This window comes from Stenotrophomonas sp. NPDC077461 (assembly GCF_049545475.1).
In the GTDB taxonomy this organism is placed as follows: Bacteria; Pseudomonadota; Gammaproteobacteria; order Xanthomonadales; family Xanthomonadaceae; genus Stenotrophomonas; species Stenotrophomonas nematodicola.
The window spans coordinates 207,394-225,862 of record NZ_JBMWDO010000001.1; the positions used below are offsets into that span (position 1 = coordinate 207,394).

The 18,469-nt window shown below is 67.0% G+C and carries 15 protein-coding genes; 3 read left to right on the forward strand and 12 right to left on the reverse strand.

Translation table 11 applies throughout. The features are described from left to right. Positions 1-141: 141 nt before the first annotated feature. Both ACPEH8_RS00985 and ACPEH8_RS00990 read left to right on the forward strand, forming a co-directional pair. Entirely contained in the window at positions 142-507 is a 366-nt protein-coding gene (locus ACPEH8_RS00985; protein WP_017355577.1) for a PadR family transcriptional regulator, read from the forward strand. Continuing rightward, positions 504-1,514, forward strand: a complete 1,011-nt coding sequence (locus ACPEH8_RS00990) for a sensor domain-containing protein (RefSeq protein WP_136004277.1) — start codon at positions 504-506, stop codon at positions 1,512-1,514. The genes ACPEH8_RS00985 and ACPEH8_RS00990 overlap by 4 nt, the downstream gene beginning before the upstream one ends. Positions 1,515-1,586: 72 nt before the next feature. Here the strand turns inward: ACPEH8_RS00990 and ACPEH8_RS00995 are convergent, their stop codons facing one another. Further along, complete coding sequence (locus tag ACPEH8_RS00995; protein WP_136004275.1) at positions 1,587-2,906, reverse strand: polyhydroxyalkanoate depolymerase; 1,320 nt, start codon at positions 2,904-2,906, stop codon at positions 1,587-1,589. A gap of 97 nt (positions 2,907-3,003) precedes the next feature. Continuing rightward, positions 3,004-3,600: a class I SAM-dependent DNA methyltransferase gene (locus tag ACPEH8_RS01000; RefSeq protein ID WP_136004273.1), complete on the reverse strand. Its 597-nt coding sequence runs from the start codon at positions 3,598-3,600 to the stop codon at positions 3,004-3,006. Between the two features lie 121 nt (positions 3,601-3,721). Between ACPEH8_RS01000 and ACPEH8_RS01005 the strand changes: the two genes are divergently transcribed. Beyond that, positions 3,722-4,171, forward strand: coding sequence for a CopD family protein (locus ACPEH8_RS01005; protein ID WP_136004271.1), 450 nt, complete (start codon positions 3,722-3,724; stop codon positions 4,169-4,171). Between the two features lie 92 nt (positions 4,172-4,263). Here the strand turns inward: ACPEH8_RS01005 and ACPEH8_RS01010 are convergent, their stop codons facing one another. The 10 genes from ACPEH8_RS01010 to rseP form a co-directional block, all read right to left on the reverse strand. After that, entirely contained in the window at positions 4,264-5,223 is a 960-nt protein-coding gene (locus ACPEH8_RS01010; RefSeq protein WP_136004269.1) for an acetyl-CoA carboxylase carboxyltransferase subunit alpha, read from the reverse strand. 121 nt (positions 5,224-5,344) lie between these two features. Next, positions 5,345-6,205 (reverse strand): hypothetical protein, encoded by an 861-nt coding sequence (locus ACPEH8_RS01015; RefSeq protein WP_262071605.1) that lies wholly within the window; start codon positions 6,203-6,205, stop codon positions 5,345-5,347. A gap of 31 nt (positions 6,206-6,236) precedes the next feature. After that, positions 6,237-9,818 carry a DNA polymerase III subunit alpha gene (gene dnaE / locus ACPEH8_RS01020; protein ID WP_153164428.1) on the reverse strand — a complete coding sequence of 1,194 codons (3,582 nt, stop codon included), beginning with the start codon at positions 9,816-9,818 and terminating at the stop codon, positions 6,237-6,239. A 217-nt stretch (positions 9,819-10,035) separates the two neighbouring features. Next, positions 10,036-10,698, reverse strand: a complete 663-nt coding sequence (locus ACPEH8_RS01025) for a ribonuclease HII (protein ID WP_026070657.1) — start codon at positions 10,696-10,698, stop codon at positions 10,036-10,038. Then, positions 10,695-11,981, reverse strand: coding sequence for a lipid-A-disaccharide synthase (gene lpxB, locus ACPEH8_RS01030; RefSeq protein ID WP_136004263.1), 1,287 nt, complete (start codon positions 11,979-11,981; stop codon positions 10,695-10,697). The genes ACPEH8_RS01025 and lpxB overlap by 4 nt, the downstream gene beginning before the upstream one ends. Beyond that, positions 11,978-12,769, reverse strand: coding sequence for an acyl-ACP--UDP-N-acetylglucosamine O-acyltransferase (gene lpxA, locus ACPEH8_RS01035; protein WP_017355318.1), 792 nt, complete (start codon positions 12,767-12,769; stop codon positions 11,978-11,980). The genes lpxB and lpxA overlap by 4 nt, the downstream gene beginning before the upstream one ends. 19 nt (positions 12,770-12,788) lie before the next feature. Further along, on the reverse strand, positions 12,789-13,244 hold the full coding sequence (gene fabZ, locus ACPEH8_RS01040) for a 3-hydroxyacyl-ACP dehydratase FabZ (RefSeq protein WP_136004262.1): 456 nt from the start codon (positions 13,242-13,244) through the stop codon (positions 12,789-12,791). After that, positions 13,241-14,263 carry a UDP-3-O-(3-hydroxymyristoyl)glucosamine N-acyltransferase gene (lpxD, locus tag ACPEH8_RS01045; RefSeq protein WP_017355316.1) on the reverse strand — a complete coding sequence of 341 codons (1,023 nt, stop codon included), beginning with the start codon at positions 14,261-14,263 and terminating at the stop codon, positions 13,241-13,243. Before lpxD ends, fabZ begins: the two co-directional genes overlap by 4 nt. Before the next feature lie 322 nt (positions 14,264-14,585). Further along, positions 14,586-17,009 (reverse strand): outer membrane protein assembly factor BamA, encoded by a 2,424-nt coding sequence (gene bamA, locus ACPEH8_RS01050; RefSeq protein WP_313217037.1) that lies wholly within the window; start codon positions 17,007-17,009, stop codon positions 14,586-14,588. A gap of 72 nt (positions 17,010-17,081) precedes the next feature. After that, positions 17,082-18,440, reverse strand: coding sequence for an RIP metalloprotease RseP (gene rseP / locus ACPEH8_RS01055; protein WP_287256248.1), 1,359 nt, complete (start codon positions 18,438-18,440; stop codon positions 17,082-17,084). Positions 18,441-18,469: the final 29 nt, after the last annotated feature.

The window sequence follows — 18,469 nt, forward strand, 5'->3', positions numbered from 1 at the left end:
TTCAGAAAGTGTCGGCCGATTGTGCGCGAAGCGCGCCCATCGCCGCCAGCGGCGCCCCTGACGCCAGGCACGGTGACTAACGGCACGTTCGCTATAGCTCACTTCGCACTAGTGTTGACTCCACGCTAGTTGGAGACAGCCATGAGCGATCTCGATGCCCCGCTGAAGAAGTTCCAGAAAGAGCTCAGTGCCGGCACGGTGTCGCTGGCGTTGCTGGCGGTGCTGGCCAAGGCCGGCGAGCCGCTCTACGGCTACCTCATCGCCAAGGAGCTGGAACGGGTGGGCGAGGGGGTACTGAGCGGCAAGCAGAGCGCGCTGTATCCCGTCCTGCGCAACCTGGAAGGGGCCGGGTTGCTGGAAAGCCATGTCGAACCGTCGATGGCCGGTCCGCCGCGACGCTACTACCGCATCAATGAACGTGGCCACCAGGTACTGGAGCAGTGGATCCAGGCCTGGCGCGCCACCCGCGATTCCGTCGATTCCGTGTTGGAGGGGGTACTGCAATGAACGACCCGACCACGGCAGGCAGCAGCCTGCCCACCACCATCCCGCAGTACCTGGCGCAACTGCGTGGCGCGCTGCACGATGCCGATCCGGCGATGGTGCAGGACGCGCTGTACGACGCCGAGGAGTACCTGCGCTCGGAGCTGGCTGCCCAGCCGGGCCGCAGCGAGGCCGAGGTCATCGCCGACGTGGCCGGCAGCTACGGTGCGCCGGACGAAGTGGCCGAGATCTACCGGGAAACCGAGATCACCGTGAACCGCGCGCTGCGCACGCCCAGTGCCGGTGCGGGGCCGGTGCGGCGGGCCCCGGTGGTTGCGGCTGGGGTCGCCGCCGGTGTGGCGGGTGATACGGCCGCGACGGCCGTGCCGCCGCCGCACGCACCGGCCAAGCCGCGCTCGCTGCTGGCGCGCTTCTTCGGCGTGGCGCTGGACGCGCGTACTTACGGCGCCCTGTTCTACATGCTGCTGTCGCTGGCGACCGGCATCTTCTTCTTTACGTGGGTGATCACCGGGTTGTCACTGTCGCTGGGCTTGCTGATCCTGATCATCGGCATTCCGCTCACGGTGCTGTTCTTCGGCTCGGTGCGCGGGTTGTCGCTGCTGGAAGGCCGGCTGGTGGAAGCCCTGCTCGGCGAGCGCATGCCACGGCGGCCGACCTATTCCGACCGCAGCCGCAGCTGGCTGCAGCGGATCGGCGATATGTTCACCGACGGCCGCACCTGGCTGACCCTGCTGTACTTCGTCCTGATGCTGCCGCTGGGCATCCTCTACTTCACCATCGCCATCACCCTGCTGTCGGTGTCGTTGGGCTTCATCTGGGCGCCGGTGGCGGCGCTGTTCACCGGTGCGCTGCCGGGCATCTACATTGATGGCGACCAGATGCTGTCGATCTGGGCCACGCCGCTGCTGGCCGTGGTCGGCATCCTGCTGCTGTTCCTGACCATGCACCTGGCGCGCGGTATCGGCCATCTGCACGGCCAGCTCGCCAAGCACCTGCTGGTCCGCCTGTAACCGCGGCGCCGGCCGCTGGCCGGCGCCAGACGGCGACAGAACGGAGCCGGCCCGCCGCCGGCTCCGTCCGCGTCACCCCGCCTTCTTGCGGATCGGAGTGACGTTGCTGGCGGCCTTGGCCGTCTTCTTCGGCTTGGCGCCGGCGGCCTGCGCGTTGGCAGCGGCGAAGAAATCGCGCACTTTCGGGTACACCGTCTCGCGCCAGCGGCGGCCGCTGAAGATGCCGTAATGGCCTGCGCCTTCGACGATGAAGTGTTCGCGGCGCCCGGCCGGGATGCCGGTGCACAGCGCCTGCGCCGCTTCGGTCTGGCCGAGGCCGGCGATATCGTCCAGCTCGCCCTCGATGCTCAGCAGCGCGGTACCGGTGATCGCGGCGGGGTCCACGCGCTCACCCTGCACGTACCACTCGCCGCGCGGCAGCAGGAACTCCTGGAACACCACGCGGATCGTATCGAGGTAGTACTTGGCCGGCATGTCCAGCACGGCGTTGTACTCGTCGTAGAAGCGGCGGTGCGCGTCGGCATCCTCCATGTCGCCCTTGACCAGGTCGGCATAGAAATCCCAGTGTGAACTGAAGTGCCGGCTCGGGTTCATCGACAGGAACCCGGCATGCTGCAGGAAGCCCGGATACACACGGCGGCCGGCACCGGGGTAGGTGGCCGGTACGGTGTGGATGACGTTGTTCTCGAACCACGACAGCGGGTTCTGCGTGGCCAGGTTGTTCACCGCGGTGGGGCTGCAGCGTGCATCGATCGGGCCGCCCATCATCACCAGCGAACGCGGGGTGGGTTCGCCACGGCTGGCCATCAGGGAGACCGCCGCCAGCACCGGTACGGTCGGCTGGCACACGCTCACCACGTGCAGCGTGTCACCGCCCAGATGGCGGATGAACTCCTGCACGTAGGCGATGTAGTCCTCCAGGCCGAACTCGCCTTCGCTGCCGGGCACCATGCGCGCGTCCACCCAGTCGGTGACATACACGCGGTGGTCGCGCAGCAGCGTGCGCACGGTGTCGCGCAGCAGCGTGGCGTGGTGGCCGGACAGCGGCGCCACCACCAGCACGAACGGCTGGTTGAGCATGGTGTTGAGCTGGTCCGCTTCGTTGCTGTGGCGCTTGAAGCGCAGCAGCTTGCAGAACGGCTTGCTGATTTCTTCGTGGACCACGATCGGCACGCGCTCGCCATCGACGTCGATTTCGTTGATGCCCCATTCGGGCTTCTCGTAATCCTTGCCGATGCGATGGAACAGCTCGTTCACCGCCGCCAGACGATCGGCGCCCGGCATCTGCGACCACCAGTGTCCCTGATTGGCGAAGAACTTCGCGTTGGCCTGGGCCTGGTGCACCCAGGGGGCGAGCATGTTGCGGGTCAATTCATGCAGCTGATAAAGCATGACGTCCGAATATGTATGGTCTTATGTTGCCGCGCAGCATAGCGCACCCGTCGGCCGGGTGCGTTAATGCGGGGGAGCGTCTCATTTGACGCTGCGATCAGGGCGCTGCGCGTTCCAGCGCCGCCGCGTGGCCGGCCAGTGCCGGTGAGAGCCAGCAGTGCGACCCGAGCGCGGTGAAGCCGACCGTCCTGAGCTGGCTTCGGTACCAGCGCGCCGGGCGTGGCTGGAAGCCCTCGTGGTCGCCCTCGAACGCATCATCGGCGCTGAACGCCTCCAGGAACGCGATGCCGCCGGTCAGCTCGGCAAACCCGGCCAGCGCGGGGCGCAGTTCGCGGCTGGGCACGTAATGCATCACGTCCGAGCACACCAGCAGGTCCACCGGCGCACACGGGCGCAGCCAGGCGAAGTCACCCACCCGGGCCAGGTGCAGATTGCGGCTGCGCCCGTAGCGGTGCACGGCGTATTCGCTGCTGTCGAAGCCGAGGTACTGCACGCGCGGACGCAGCTTGAGCAGCGGCGCGCGCCAGGCGCCCTCGCCGCAGCCGATGTCCAGCACGCTGCGGATCGGGCGTTCCAGGTAGTACTCGGCGCTGGCCACGGCCAGGGCCACTTTGCGCGCCAGGCGCGCGGGGCCGCCGGTCTGGTCGGGTTGGTACCAGCGCTGGAAATAGGCCTGGTCGTAGATCTTGTGCATGAAAGAGGCGGGCAACAGAAGAAACGGACGCCATCGTACTGCGTCAAACCGTCGCGCATGCGCGGCCGGGGTGAATCGGTGAAAATGGGTCACTTTCTGCGCCAGCCGATGGAGCGAGCACATGTATCTCTGGGTCAAGACCTTCCATCTGCTGTTCGTGGTGGCGTGGATGGCGGCGGTGTTCTACCTGCCGCGCATCCTGGTCAACATCAGTGAGACCGCCGGCCAGCTGCCGGTGACCGAGCGCCTGCAGTTGATGGGCCTGCGCCTGTACCGGTTCGGCCACATGATGTTCGGCCTCGCGCTGCTGCTGGGCCTGGTGCTCTGGCTGGGCTACAGGGTGATTCCGGATTTCCCGACGATGGCGCCGCCCGGCGCGTCCGGCTGGCTGCATGCCAAGCTGGGGCTGGTGGTGCTGCTGCTGGGCTACTACACGTGGACCGGGCGACTGCTGAAGGCATCGGTGAAGGGCAGGGAGTTGCCGTCCTCGCGCGCGCTGCGCTGGTTCAACGAGCTGCCGCTGGTGCTGTTCATCGCGGTGGTGTGGCTGGTGCTGGCCAAGCCGTTCTGAACCGGCCAGCGCATCGGCCCGCGTGCCGGTGCGCTGCATGAAAAAAGCCGGACGCCTGCGCGCCCGGCTTTTTTTGCGTTCCTTGCCGCCGATCAGGCCGCTTCGTACGCGCCGTAACTGCGCAGGCGCTCGTAGCGCTTCTGCAGCAGGTCGCCGGTGGAGAGCCTCTCCAGCTGATCCAGCTCGTTGAGCAGCACGGCCTTAAGGCGCCTGGCCATCTGGGTCGGGTTGCGGTGGGCGCCGCCGGTGGGCTCGCGCACCACCTTGTCGACCAGGCCCAGGCCCTTCAGGCGCGAGGCGGTCAGGCCGAGCTGTTCGGCGGCGTCCTTGGCCTTGCCGGCGTCCTTCCACAGGATCGAGGCACACCCTTCCGGGCTGATCGTGGAGTACACGCTGTACTCCAGCATCACGGTGCGGTCACCGACACCCAGCGCCAGCGCGCCACCGGAGCCGCCTTCACCGATCACGGTGCAGATCACCGGGACCTTCAGTTCAGCCATTTCCATCAGGTTGCGGGCGATCGCCTCGGACTGGCCGCGCGATTCGGCATCGATGCCCGGCCAGGCGCCGGCGGTATCGATCAGAGTCAGTACCGGCAGGCCGAAACGCTCGGCCATCTTCATCAGGCGCAGGGCCTTGCGGTAGCCCTCCGGCTTGGGCATGCCGAAGTTGCGCTTGATCTTTTCCTTGGTGTCGCGGCCTTTCTGGTGCCCGATCAGCATCACCGAACGCCCACCGATGCGGGCCAGGCCGCCGATGATGGCCTTGTCGTCGGCGAAGGCGCGGTCGCCGGCCAGCTCCTGGAACTCATCGCAGATGATGCGGATGTAGTCGGCGGTGTAGGGGCGCGAGGGGTGACGGGCCAGCTGCAGGATCTGCCACGAGGTCAGATTGCGGAAGATCTGCGCGGTGCGCACCCGCAGCTTGTCCTGCAGGGCGTGCACTTCGGCCTCGACATTGACCGCAGGACCGGCGCTGGCGCTGCGCAGTTCCTGGATCTTCGCTTCCAGATCAGCGATGGGTTGCTCGAAGTCGAGGTAGTTCGGATTCATCGGAAGCCGTCGTGAAGAAAAGAGGGAAAGTGTAGCCGAATGCGCCGAAAAGCCCCGTACGCCGTCGTCTGGAAAGGCGACGGTAGCGCAGCGGGGCGGGGCGCGCCAGCCGTGGCCGGTCTCAGGGAACGACCAGCGCGGCGCTGCCCATCAGTCGGCTGCGGGTCTCCACGAAGGTGTTGTACGCCTCATGGGCCTCCACCGGCAGGGCGGACCCCAGCGAGGCGGTCGCGGCGGTGAAGGCCATCTGCGCCTGGTGGGCCTCCTGCTGCAGCTGCAGCTGGGCATCGGCGGTGGTGGCGTGCAGGTAGCGTGCGTACAGCTCGCGGAGCGGGCCGGCATGGGCCTCGAAGACCGGGTCCAGCGGCGGCAGGGCGGCCGGTGCGGCTTCCGGCGCGTAATGCGGCGCGACGTAGCCGGCGGGCTGCGCGCGCAGGTAGGCACCGGACGGGTCCACGTAGGCGATGAAGTCCGGGGCGGTGAAGATCTTGGTGTTGATGCGGCCACCGCTCTCGTCCACGTGGGCCACGGTCTGCACGTCCGGGAAGGGCTCGCGCACGTCGAAGGTCCAGGTCCTGTCGATGAACAGGTCGTGGGTCTTCTGGTAGGGGCCCTCGAAGGGGACGCCGCCCAGCTCGATGCGGTGGTCGATGCGGCCGAAGTTGGCGAGCTTGCTTTCGCCGGTGACGTAGACCTCCTGCGCGATCACGTACTCGGCCAAGGTGGGGTTGATCAGTCCGCCCTTGCCGCGTGCGTACACGATGAAGCGCACATCGCCCAGCGGCGCGCTCTGCAGGTGATGCTCGCCGGGCGTGAGGTTGACCGGGCGGGAGGCGTGCGCGGCGATCGGCAGTTCGTTGCCGTCGATGCGCACGATCAGCGGGGTATCGCGCGGGTTGTCGATCACGAAGGTCTGGGCGGGACTGGAACAGCCGGCGATGGCAACGGCTGCACACAGCAGCACGGTGAAACGTTTGATCAAAACAAGGTACCTGTAGTGCGGATGGAGCGGATCAGTTCGCCCACGGCGGGCTGTAGCGCACCTTCAGGGTACGCACGGCGGGGTCGGCGCGGAGCGCGTCGACAAGGTGGCTGTCCACGCGCACGGCGATGTCGCCGGCCACATCGAGCATGCCGGCGATGGGCCCCTGGTCGGAGTCCAGCAGCAGGTCCAGGCGCAGCGGCGTGCGGCCCGGACGATGGCGGTCCAGCAGCGCATTGATGCGCGCCCACACCGGGCGGCCCTGGCGCAGGTCCAGGCGCAGCGACAGGCGCGTGGCGTAGTTGGCGCAGATGTCCTCGAAATCCCAGCACTGGCGGATGCGCAGGGCGTAGCCGCCGTTGAATTCGTCTTCGCGCAGGCCGCCCTTGACCACCAGGATGCGGTCCTTGGTCATCAGGTGGCCGAACTCGGCCAGGCCATCGGAAAACGCGCTGCACTCGACCCGGCCCTTGCCGTCCTCGAGCTGCATGAACACCTGGCTTTCGCCCTTGCGCCGGACGCCGACCACCAGGCCGGCGAGGATCACCGGGGTTTCCTGGCGCCAGGCGCGCTTCTCGCCGTCCTTGCTCGGGCGTGCGGGCGGAATGAGTTTCTCCAGCATGCCCAGGTCGGTGCCGACCAGTTCCTTGACGTCGTCGGCATGCGGATCGAACGGGTGGCCGCTGAGGTAGAAGCCCAGCGTTTCGCGTTCGCCCTCGAGCAGTTGGCCCAGCGCCCACTCCTTGGCCTCGGGCAGGTCCAGCTGCTGTGCGGTGCTGACCGGATCGGGGGCACCGAACAGCGAGTTCTGGCCGGAGGCCTTTTCGCGCGACATCTGGTCGGTGGCCTTGAGCACCTCCGGCAACTGCAGCATGAGCGAGGCGCGGTTCTTGCCGAGTCCGTCGAGCGCGCCGCAGTTGATCATCGCTTCGAGGGTGCGCCGGTTGAGCTTGCCCGATTCGATGCGCATGCAGAAATCCAGCAGGGAGGCGTAACGCCCGCCGCGCCGGCGTTCTTCCACGATCGCTTCACAGGCACCCTGTCCGACGCCCTTGATCGCCCCCAGGCCGTACACGATGGTGTCGGCACTGGACGCTTCGAACATGTACGCCGATTCATTGACGCGCGGCGGCTGCACGGTCAGGCCGAGGTTGCGCACTTCGGCGAGGAAGCCGACCACCTTGTCGGTGTTGTCCATGTCCGAGGACAGCGTGGCGGCCATGAATTCGGCGGGGTAGTGCCGCTTCAGCCAGGCGGTCTGGTAGCTGACCAGTGCATAGGCGGCCGCATGCGACTTGTTGAAGCCGTAGCCGGCGAACTTCTCCATCAGGTCGAAGATCGCGTCGGCCTTGGCTTCGCCGACGCCATCCTTGGCCGCGCCTTCGCGGAAGATCTCGCGGTGCTTGGCCATTTCGGCCGGCACCTTCTTGCCCATTGCACGGCGCAGCAGGTCGGCGCCGCCCAGCGAGTAGCCGCCGACGATCTGCGCCATCTGCATCACCTGCTCCTGGTACACCATGATGCCGTAGGTGTCTTTCAGGATGGCTTCGGTACGCGGATCGGGGTAGATGATTTCTTCCTGCCCGTGCTTTCGCGCGTTGAAGGAGGGAATCAGGTCCATCGGACCAGGCCGGTACAGCGACACCAGCGCGATCAGGTCTTCGAAGCGGTCGGGGCGCGCGTCCTTCAGCAGGCGGCGCATGCCCGAGGATTCGAACTGGAACACCGCGCCGGTATTGCCGTTGGCGAAGATGTCCTTGTAGGTCGGGGCGTCGTCGAGCGGCAGGGCGGTGATGTCCACCGGCGGAATGCCGGCACGGGCATGGCGCTTGTTGATCGCCTTGACCGCCCAGTCGATGATGGTCAGCGTACGCAGGCCGAGGAAGTCGAACTTCACCAGGCCGATTTCTTCGACGTCGTTCTTGTCGAACTGGGTGACCGGGTTGCGGCCACGGCCGCCTTCGTCGTGTTCGGCGAACAGCGGGCAGAACTCGGCCAGCGGTTCGGGCGCGATCACCACGCCACCGGCATGCTTGCCGGCGTTGCGGGTGAGGTCCTCGAGCTGGCGGGCCAGGTCGATGAGGTCGCGCACATCGTCTTCGGACTGGTAGCGCTGGATCAGCTCGGGCGAGGCCATCTCCGGGTCTTTGCCTTCGCCCATCGCATCCTTGAGCGAGATGCCCAGGATGTTCGGGATCAGCTTGGAAACGCCATCGACCAGGCCATACGGGAAACCGAGCACGCGGCCGGAGTCGCGCACCACCGCCTTGGCGGCCATCGTGCCGTAGGTGATGATCTGGCTGACCCGCTCGCGGCCGTACTTGCGCGCGACGTAGTCGATGACTTCGTCGCGGCGGTCCATGCAGAAGTCGATATCGAAGTCGGGCATCGACACGCGTTCGGGGTTGAGGAACCGCTCGAACAGCAGGTTGTACGGGATCGGGTCGAGGTCGGTGATCTGCAGCGCCCAGGCGACCAGCGAGCCGGCACCGGAACCACGGCCGGGGCCGATCGGAATGCCCTGGTTCTTGCCCCACTGGATGAAGTCGGCCACGATCAGGAAGTAGCCGGGGAAGCCCATCTTGATGATGGTGGCGAGCTCGAACTCCAGGCGCTCGACGTAATCGGCGCGGGTCTTGCCTTCGGCCAGCGGGTTCTTCTCCAGCCGCGCGTCCAGACCCTTGCGCGATTCGCTGCAGATCCAGCTGTCCAGCGTTTCGTTTTCCGGCACCGGGTAGTTGGGCAGGAAGTAGGTTCCCAGACGCATTTCGACGTTGCAGCGCTGCGCAAGTGCGAGCGTATTGTCGATGGCGTCGGGGATGTCGGCGAACAGCGCGCACATCTCCTCGGGGGACTTGAGGTACTGCTGGTCGCTGTAGTCGCGCGGACGCTTGGGGTCGTCGAGCACGCGGCCGGAGGAGATGCACACACGGGCTTCGTGCGCGCTGAAATCCTCCGGCTGCAGGAAGCGCACGTCGTTGCTGGCCACTACGGGCAGGCCGCGCTGGCCGGCGGCCTGAAGGGCGAACTGGTTGAACGCTTCCTCGCCCTCGCGCCCGGTACGGGTCAGTTCCAGGTGCAGGCCATCGCCGAACACGCGCTGCCAGTCGGCGAGCTGCTGCTCGGCGAGGTCGTGGCGGCCTTCACCGGCAAGGCGCCCGGCCAGGCTGTCGCGGCCGGCCAGGGCGAACAGGTTGTGGCAGCCGGCCTTGAGCCAGTCCGGGTGCACGGCGACGCCGCCTTCCGGGCGGTGGCCCTCCATCCAGGCGCGGGTCAGCAGGCGAGAGAGACTCAGGTAGCCCTCGCGATCGCGGCAAAGCAGGGTCATGCGCCAAGGGGTCATGCCCTCTTCGGCGATCATGATGTCGGCACCGGCGATCGGCTTGATGCCGACGGTTTCGGCCGCTTTGTAGAACTTGACCAGCGCGAACAGGTTGTTCAGGTCGGTGACTGCCAGCGCCGGCAGTTTCAGTTCCACCGCGCGGCTGAGCAGGTTGGCCTGCTTGGCCTTCTTCGGGTCGGCCTGATCCGGCTTCGCCGGGACACGAATGGTCGAATCCGCCAGCGAAAACTCGGTGTGGATGTGGAGATGTACGAAACGGGAAGTGGACATGCCGGGCCAATGTAATGCCCGGTCAGGGTAGCGGCGGGCGGCAGGCGGAACAAGGCTTGACAGGTCAGGCAGGGGCGGTGGTGCGGGCAGTACGGTTCAGGTTGGCGCGCTGTTGCCGGCCCCGTCCACGCCGTGCTGAGCCATGCCCGGTACCTCCACTCCCGGAAAGCACGACCGGTCCGAGGCACAGCACGCCTCCGCGTCGGCCGTGAAGCGCTCAGCCCGGGACCGCGACCAGCTCGGTATCGAAACACGCCCGAACCGGCGCGAAGCTGCGTCGATGCTGCGGGCAGGGGCCGTGCGTGCGCAGGGCGGCCAGGTGGGCCGGGGTGCCGTAGCCCTTGTGCTGGTCGAAGCCGTACTCGGGGTGCTGCTCGTGCAGCGCCAGCATGTAGCGGTCGCGGCTGACCTTGGCCAGGATCGAGGCGGCCATGATCGCGCGGTCCAGCGCATCGCCGCCGACCAGCGCCTGGGCCGGGCAGGGCAGGCCCTTGGGCACCACGTTGCCGTCGATGCGCGCGAACTGCGCCACGTGCGCCACGCCCTCGACCGCGCGGCGCATGCCGAGCATCGTGGCCTGGTAAATGTTGAGCGCGTCGATCTCGGCCACGTCCACCATCACCACGTGGAAGGCCAGCGCACGTTGCTGGATCCTGTCGAACAGCGCGTCGCGGCGGAGCGCCGTCAGCTGCTTGGAGTCGTCCAGGCCGTTCAGGCGTGGGCGGTCCGGGCAGAACACGACGGCCGCCACCGCGACCGGACCGGCAAGCGGGCCGCGCCCTGCTTCGTCCACGCCCGCGACGTAGCGCGGTGCGACTGTCGCCAGTGCCGCCCCATCGAACAGCGCCAGCGAGGCGGCCGCAGCGTGGCGGCGGCTCACGCCGCCCCACCTGTGCGCGGCTGGCGCATCAGCAGCTCGGCCACCGCCTCGGCGGCACGTGCCGAGGCGTCACGGCGCAGTTGCAGATGCAGTTGCGCGTAAGTGCCCTGCAGGTCGGCGATACGCTGCGGGTGGTCGAACCACTGCAGAATCGCGGCTGCCAGCTTGTCCGGCACGCAGTCGTGCTGGATCAGCTCCGGCGCCAGGTCCTTGCCGGCCAGGATGTTGGGCAACGCGAAGCGGTCGACCTTGATCAGGCCCAGCGCCTTGACGATGCGGTAGGTCAGCTCGGCCACCCGGTAGCCGACCACCATCGGGCGCTTGACCAGCATGGTTTCCAGTGTCGCGGTGCCGGAGGCCAGCACCACCACGTCGGCGGCAATCATCGCCTCGCGTGCCTGCCCATCGAGCAGGTGCGAATGCGCCACCGGCAGCGCCGAGCGCGACAACTGTTCCTGGATCAGCTGGCGGCAGGCCGGATTGGCGGCCGGAACCACCACATGCAGCCCGGGAATGCGCTCGGACACCTGCCAGGCGGCTTCGAAGAACGCCTCGCCCAGCTTGCCGATCTCGCCCAGGCGGCTGCCCGGCAGCACGGCCAGCACGCTGGCGTTGGCGGGCAGGCCCAGCGCCATGCGGGCCGCGTCGCGGTCGCTCTGCAATGGAATGTCGTCAGCCATCGGATGACCGACGAAGCGCGCATCGATGCCGTGCCGTGCGTAGATCGGCGGCTCCATCGGGAACAGGCAAAGCACCAGATCGGCGCTGGCGCCGATCTTCTCGGCCCGCTTCTCGCGCCAGGCCCACACCGACGGGCTCACGTAGTGCACCGTGGTGATGCCGCGCTCCTTCAGCCAGCGCTCCACGCCCAGGTTGAAGTCCGGGGCGTCGATGCCGATGAAGACATCCGGCCGCCAGTCCAGCGCACGCGTGCGGAACTCGCCGCGCAGCTTCAGCAGGCGCGGCAGGTGGCGCAGGATTTCGGTCAGCCCCATCACCGCCAGCTCGCTGGCATCGAACCAGGTCTGGCAGCCGGCGCTGCGCATGGCATCGCCGCCGATGCCGGCGAACTCGGCGTTGGGGAAGCGCTGCCGCAGTTCGCGGACCAGGCCGGCACCGAGCAGGTCGCCGGATGCTTCGCCCGCGACCAGTGCGATCCGCACCGGGCGGTCGGATGCGCGTGGCGTGGCCACGATGGTGGTCTCCAGCGCACCCACAACCGCCGCGAGCTCGATGATCTCGGCGGTCGTGCCGGTGGGAAGGGGCCCGCCCGGTCCCGTCATCGCAGCAGCGGCCTCTCGGCGTGCTCGATGAAGTCCAGCAGGTCCTTCACGTCCGCGCTGTGCAGCGCCTGTTCGGCCAGCTGCACCTTGGCTTCGGCCAGCGGCAGGCCGGCCACATACAGCGTGCGGTAGGCGCGCTTGATGCTGGCGATGCGCTCGGCGTCGAAACCGCGGCGCTTCAGTCCTTCACTGTTGATGCCACGCGGTCGGCCCAGCGAATCGCTGCCCACCATCGTGAACGGCGGTACGTCGCCATTGGTCAACGCGCCCATTCCCAGGAACGCATGCGCGCCGATCCGGCAGAACTGATGGGCACCGGCGAAGCCGCTGATGATCACGTAGTCGCCCACGGTCACGTGGCCGGCCAACGTGGTGTTGTTGGAGAACACGCAGTGGTCCCCGACATGGCAGTCGTGCGCCACGTGGGTGTAGGCCAGCATCCAGTTGTCGTTGCCAACCGTGGTGATGCCGCCGCCGCCTGCGGTGCCGCGGTTGATGGTGACGAACTCGCGGATGACGTTGTCATCGCCGATCACCAGCTCGGTGCGTTCGCCCGTGTACTTCTTGTCCTGCGGCTCGCCGCCGATCGCGGCGTGGCCGATGAAACGGTTGTTGCGGCCGATCCGGGTCGGACCGTGGATGGAGCAGTGCGGACCGACCTCGGTGCCGGCGCCGATCTCGACATCGGCACCGATCAGGCTGAACGCGCCGATGCGGACATCGGGCGCCAGCCGGGCCGACGGGTCGACCACGGCGGTGGGATGGATCAGGGGGGCGTTGTCGCTCATCGCAGGTCTCCTGCCGGACTCATTCGCGGGTGCCGGCGCACAGCACTTCGGCGCACGCCACGATCTCGCCGTCGACCTTGGCCACGCAGTCGTACACGGCCATGTTGCGGATCACGCGCTTGATCTCCACGTGCATTTCCAGCACGTCACCGGGAACGACCTGCTTGCTGAAACGGGCCTTGTCCACCTTGACCATGTAGAACAGCTTGGACTGCGCATCGCGGCCCAGGGTGAGCTGGGTGAGCACGCCACCGGCCTGGGCCATCGCTTCGATGATCAGCACGCCGGGCATGATCGGCTGGCCCGGGAAGTGGCCCTGGAAGAAGGGTTCGTTGATGCTGACGTTCTTGGTTGCGACGATGGTGCGCTTGTCGTAGTCGATCGACACGACCTTGTCGACCAGCAGGAACGGGTAACGGTGCGGGATCAACGCCTGGATCTCGGTGATGTCCGGCAGCTTCTGTTCGTGGCTCATTCCTTCTCCTTGCTCACAGACAGGATGCGACGGGCCAATGCATCGAGCTGCTTGAAGCGCGCGGCGTTTTTGCGCCACGTGCGGTTGTCGGTCAGTGGGGTGCCGGACGAATACTCGCCCGGCTCATGAATGGAGTTGCGCACCACCGACTTGCCGGTGATGACGACCTTGTCGCAGATTTCGAGGTGGCCGACCACGCCGACGGCGCCGCCGAGCAGGCAGTAGCGGCCGATCTTGGCGCTGCCGGCGATGCCGGTGCAGCCGGCGATGGCCGAGTGCGCACCGATCTGCACGTTGTGTGCGATCTGCACCAGGTTGTCCAGGCGCACGTCGTTGTCGAGCACGGTGTCTTCCAGCGCGCCGCGGTCCACGCAGGTGTTGGCGCCGATCTCGCAGTCGTCGCCGATGCGCACGCCGCCGAGCTGCGGCACCTTGATCCAGTGGCCGGCATCCATTGCCAGGCCGAAGCCGTCGGCGCCGAGCACGGCACCGGGATGGATGCGCACGCGCTTGCCGAGCTTGACCCGGGTCACCAGGGTCACCCGTGCGATCAGCTCGCAGCCGGTGTCCAGGGTGCAGTCCTCGCCGATGATGCTGCCGGGGCCGACGATGCAGTTCTCACCGACGACGCTGCGCGCGCCGATGGTGACGAACGGGCCGATGTGGGCGCTGGCGGCCACCTGCGCATCCGGATCGATGATCGCGCTGGGGTGGATGCCTGGCGGACGGGTCGGCGCGATGTCGAACAGCGCGGCGATCTTGGCGAAGGTCGTGTACGGGTCCTTGGCCACCAGCGCGGTGCCGGGTGCGGCCTCGGCATCCTCGGCGCGCAGCACCACGATGCCGGCCTGGCTGTCGGCCAGTTGGGCGCGGTAGCGCGGGTTGGCCAGGAAGGTCAGCTGGCCGGGGCCGGCATGGGCAAGGGTGGCCACGCCACGGATGGCGGTGCTGCCATCACCGTGGACCTGCAGGCCAAACTGCTCGGCGAGTTGCTGGGCGGTATAGGAAGGAGTATTCACGCCGGAAGTTTACCGTGTGCCGTGACTTCGGTCATGTTCGGCCCTTTCCGGGCCTGATCCACCACGCGCGTACGACGGGCTGTGTACCCCCCGGCTGTGCCCGGCTGCTGTTGGATTCAGGCGAACAGCGTGTGGCTGAAGGGACGTCTGGCTTGGGCGGGTCGGGGCGGGTTCGCGGCGCACGTCCCGGCGCGCGGCTACCCGGCGGCGGCTCCAGCCCGTAGCAGGTGAAACGCCGCCGTTCGCCGTTCGCTTTGCGGCTTGAGGCTCGAAAACAGAAACGCCGGGACATGCCCGGCGTTTCTGTTGATGCGTCCGACGCTTAGAACTGGCCGCCGAACGTGAACTGGAGACGCTCGATTTCGTCGCCGTCTTCCTTCTTGAGCGGGAAGGCGTAGCTGATCGAGATCGGACCGACCGGTGCGCGCCACAACAGCGCCACACCGGTGGACACGCGCAGCTCGTTGGCCTTGAAGTTGTCCACCCCGGTGTACACGTTGCCGAAGTCCAGGAACGCCGAGATGCGTGCCGACGGGCTGTCGAACAGACGCGGGAAGTACGCTTCGATCGAGCCGACCGTCTTCAGCGAACCGCCCAGCGGCTGGCCGTTGGTGTAGCCGTTGATGGCTTCCGAACGCGGGCCCAGCGTGTTGTCTTCGAAGCCGCGCACCGAGTTGGTGCCGCCGGCGTAGAAGTTCTCGTAGAACGGCAGGCCCGTGGCGGTCACGGTCTTGCGGTAGTCCGGCGAGGACGTATTGCAGTTCACTGTCTGCGTCGGATTCGGGTTGTCGGTGGTGGGCGGGGTATAGCAGAGGTCGCGGGTGACGTCCTTGCCGTAGCTGTCGCCGTAGCCGATTTCCGCGCGGGTGTTGATCACCAGCGACGGCATGATCGGCCAGTACTTGGAGAACTGGTAGTTCAGCTTGTAGTACTCGACCGTCGAGCCCGGCAGCGTGGTCTCCAGGCCGACGCGCTGGTAGGTACCGCGGGTGGGCATGAAGTAGTCGTTGCGGGTATCGCGCGCCCAGCCCAGCTCGGTACGCCAGGAGTGGAACGTGCGCTGACCGACCGCGTTGATGTAGTCGATGATCGCTTCCGGCGTGGCGCCCTGGTAGGTGGTGATCTGGTTGCTGTCGATGCCGAACATCAGCGAGACGGTGTCGTTCTCGGTGATCGGCACGCCGAAGATCATCTGCGCCGCACCGTTGGTGCTGTTGTACTGCGCGGTGTTGAAGTCGGAGTAGTCCAGTTCGCGCCAGGACAGGTTGTAGCCCAGCGAGACGCCGTCATCGGTGAAGTAGGGGTTGGTGTAGGAGAAACCGTAGCGCTGCAGGTAGCTGCTGCGCGAGGCTTCGACCGACACGCGGTTGCCGCCGCCGAGGAAGTTGTTCTGCGACAGCTGCACCGAGGTGGTCATGCCGTAGGACTGCGAATAGCCCAGGCCGAACACGAAGCTGCCCGACGTGGTTTCCTTGACGTTGTAGACCACGTCCACCTGGTCGTTGCTGCCGGTGACCTGCGGGGTTTCCACGTCCACCGCCTCGAAGTAGCCCAGGCGCTGCAGGCGGATCTTGGAGCGGTCGATCGCGGCCTGCGAGTACCAGCTGTTCTCGAATTGGCGCATTTCGCGACGCAGCACTTCGTCGGAGGTGCGGGTGTTGCCCTTGAACGTGATGCGGCGCACCTGCACGCGCGGACCCGGCACGACCTGCATGTTGATCGCCACGGTACGGTCGGCGCGGTTGCTGGTCGGGATCGGGTTGACCTTGGCGAAGGCGTAGCCGATGTTGGACAGCGAATTGGTGATCGCATCCGAGCTGAATTCCAGCAGCGCACGCGAGAACGTGTCGCCGGACTTCTGGATCACCATGCGCTCGACATCCTCCTGCGGCAGGATGGTGTCGCCGGTGACCTTGATCTCGGAAATCTTGTACTGCTCACCCTCGGTCACGCCGGCGGTGATGAACATGTCGCGCTTGTCGGGGCTGATCGACACCTGGGTGGAGTCGATGCTGAAGTCCACGTAGCCGCGGTCCAGGTACCAGGAGTTGAGCTTTTCCAGGTCGCCGGACAGCTTTTCCTTGGAGTACTGGTCGTCGCGGCGATACCACGAGGCCCAGTTGTGCTCCTTGGATTCCCAGGTTTCCAGGATGTCCTCGGAGGCGAACTTCTCGGTGCCCACCAGGTTCACGTGCTGGATCTTGGCGGCCTTGCCTTCCTTGATCGCGATGGTGATGTCCACGCGATTGCGGTCCAGCGGGCTCACGGTCGGGGTGATGTCGACGTTGTACTTGCCGCGATCGTTGTACTGGCGGCGCAGTTCCTGGGTCACGCGGTCCAGGCTCAGGCGGTCGAAGGTGCCGCCCTCGGTCAGGCCGATGTCGCTCAGGCCCTTGAGCAGCTGGTCGCTCTTGATGTCCTTGTTGCCGGTGACGGTCAGCTTGTTGATCGCCGGGCGCTCACGCACGGTCACCACCATGATGTTGCCCTGGCGGTCGATCTGCACGTCTTCGAAGAAACCGGTCTTGTACAGGGCGCGGATGGTCTCGCCGACCTTGTTGTCGGTCAGGGTGTCGCCACGCTCCACCGGGAGGTAGGTGAACACGGTACCGGAGGTGATGCGCTGCAGACCATCGACACGGATGTCGCTGACGGTGAAGGGCTCGGCTGCCTGCGCCAGGGCGGGCGCGCCGAAACCGGCGGCGAGTGCGAGGGCAAGCAGGCGGCGATTGGGGAGTCGCGTCATGTCACGTCCGGTTGGAGTCGATTTCAACATTGCGGGATGCCGGCGTGTAAGACGACGACAAAAGAAAAAAGTTCATCGCTGGGCCAGACCAAGGATGTCGTTGTAGAACGCCAATCCCATCAGTCCCGCCAGCAGCGCCAGGCCGATGTACTGACCGGCGGCCATGGCGCGCTCACTGAGCGGGCTGCCCTTGACCAACTCAATAAGGTAATACAGCAGGTGCCCGCCGTCCAAGATGGGGATGGGCAGCAGGTTGATGATGCACAGGCTCAGCGACAGCAGGGCCAGGAAATACAGGAACCAGTCCACCCCGCGCTTGGCCGTGCCATTGGCCACCTGGGCGATGGTGACCGGCCCGGACACGTTCTTCAGGGAGGCGTTGCCGGTCACGATGCGGCGCATCATGCCCAGCGAATCGCCGGCCAGGCGGGCGGTTTCGCGCAGCGCCACCGGCACGGCGGCGAACGGGCCGAACTTCAGCTCGGCGTCGTAGGCCGGGGCATGGCCCTGCGGGAAGGCGATGCCGAGCTGCCAGGTCGCCTGGCCGCGCGGACCCTTGCCCGCCTGGGGGGTGACCTCGAGCGCCAGCCGTTCACCGGCACGCAGCACGTCGATCATGCCCGCGCCACCGCGCTGGCCAAGCGCCAGCACCTGGGCCGGCACCTGGTCGGCCGCTTCGATGCGCTGGCCGTCCACGGCCACGATCAGGTCGCCCGGCAGCAGCACGCCGTCCGCCGCCGAGCCCGGCACCACGCTGTCCACCAGTGCCGGCTGCAGCCAGTACTGCCAGTTCAGGCCCGCCAGCACCGGAACACGGCGCTCGTCGAAGCCGGCCGGCAGCTGTGACAGCGGCAGGATGCGGGTGCGCTGCTGGTCCTGGGTGTCCAGCACCTCGACCTGCGCGTCCTTGCGGTCCATCGCCGCCGTGGTCAGGGCCATGCTGGCCTCGCCGGCGGTGACGACGTCGCGCCCGTCCACCCGCAGCACCCGGTCGCCGGCCTGGAGGCCGGCGGCCTGGGCCATGCCCGTGGTGCGGCCGATGGTGGCCGAATAGTCCTGGCGACCGATCACGAACATCGCCCAGAGCAGGGCCACGCAGAGCAGCAGGTTGGCCAGCGGGCCGGCGGCCACGACCGCGATCCGCTGCCAGACGGTCTTGTTGTTGAAGGCCTGCGAGCGCTCGGCCAGCGGTACCTCGACCTCGCGCTCATCGAGCATCTTCACGTAGCCACCGAGCGGAATGGCGGCAATCGCGAATTCGGTGCCGGCGCGATTGCGCCGCATCCACAGGGGCCGGCCGAAGCCGACAGAGAAGCGCAGTACCTTCACCCCACAGCGGCGCGCGACCCAGTAGTGGCCAAACTCATGGAAGGTCACCAGCAGCCCAAGGCTGACGATCATCCACCAGACCGATCCGATGAAGTCACCCATGAGCGATGGCAAAGTAAGAGGGAGCGTCG

Coding starts and splice junctions, on each gene's coding strand:
- ACPEH8_RS00985 (WP_017355577.1), top strand. CDS start 142: ATGAGCGATCTCGATGCCCCGCTGAAGAAGTTCCAGAAAGAGCTCAGT.
- ACPEH8_RS00990 (WP_136004277.1), top strand. CDS start 504: ATGAACGACCCGACCACGGCAGGCAGCAGCCTGCCCACCACCATCCCG.
- ACPEH8_RS00995 (WP_136004275.1), bottom strand. CDS start 2,906: ATGCTTTATCAGCTGCATGAATTGACCCGCAACATGCTCGCCCCCTGG.
- ACPEH8_RS01000 (WP_136004273.1), bottom strand. CDS start 3,600: ATGCACAAGATCTACGACCAGGCCTATTTCCAGCGCTGGTACCAACCC.
- ACPEH8_RS01005 (WP_136004271.1), top strand. CDS start 3,722: ATGTATCTCTGGGTCAAGACCTTCCATCTGCTGTTCGTGGTGGCGTGG.
- ACPEH8_RS01010 (WP_136004269.1), bottom strand. CDS start 5,223: ATGAATCCGAACTACCTCGACTTCGAGCAACCCATCGCTGATCTGGAA.
- dnaE (WP_153164428.1), bottom strand. CDS start 9,818: ATGTCCACTTCCCGTTTCGTACATCTCCACATCCACACCGAGTTTTCG.
- lpxB (WP_136004263.1), bottom strand. CDS start 11,981: ATGACGGGACCGGGCGGGCCCCTTCCCACCGGCACGACCGCCGAGATC.
- lpxA (WP_017355318.1), bottom strand. CDS start 12,769: ATGAGCGACAACGCCCCCCTGATCCATCCCACCGCCGTGGTCGACCCG.
- fabZ (WP_136004262.1), bottom strand. CDS start 13,244: ATGAGCCACGAACAGAAGCTGCCGGACATCACCGAGATCCAGGCGTTG.
- bamA (WP_313217037.1), bottom strand. CDS start 17,009: ATGACGCGACTCCCCAATCGCCGCCTGCTTGCCCTCGCACTCGCCGCC.
- rseP (WP_287256248.1), bottom strand. CDS start 18,440: ATGGGTGACTTCATCGGATCGGTCTGGTGGATGATCGTCAGCCTTGGG.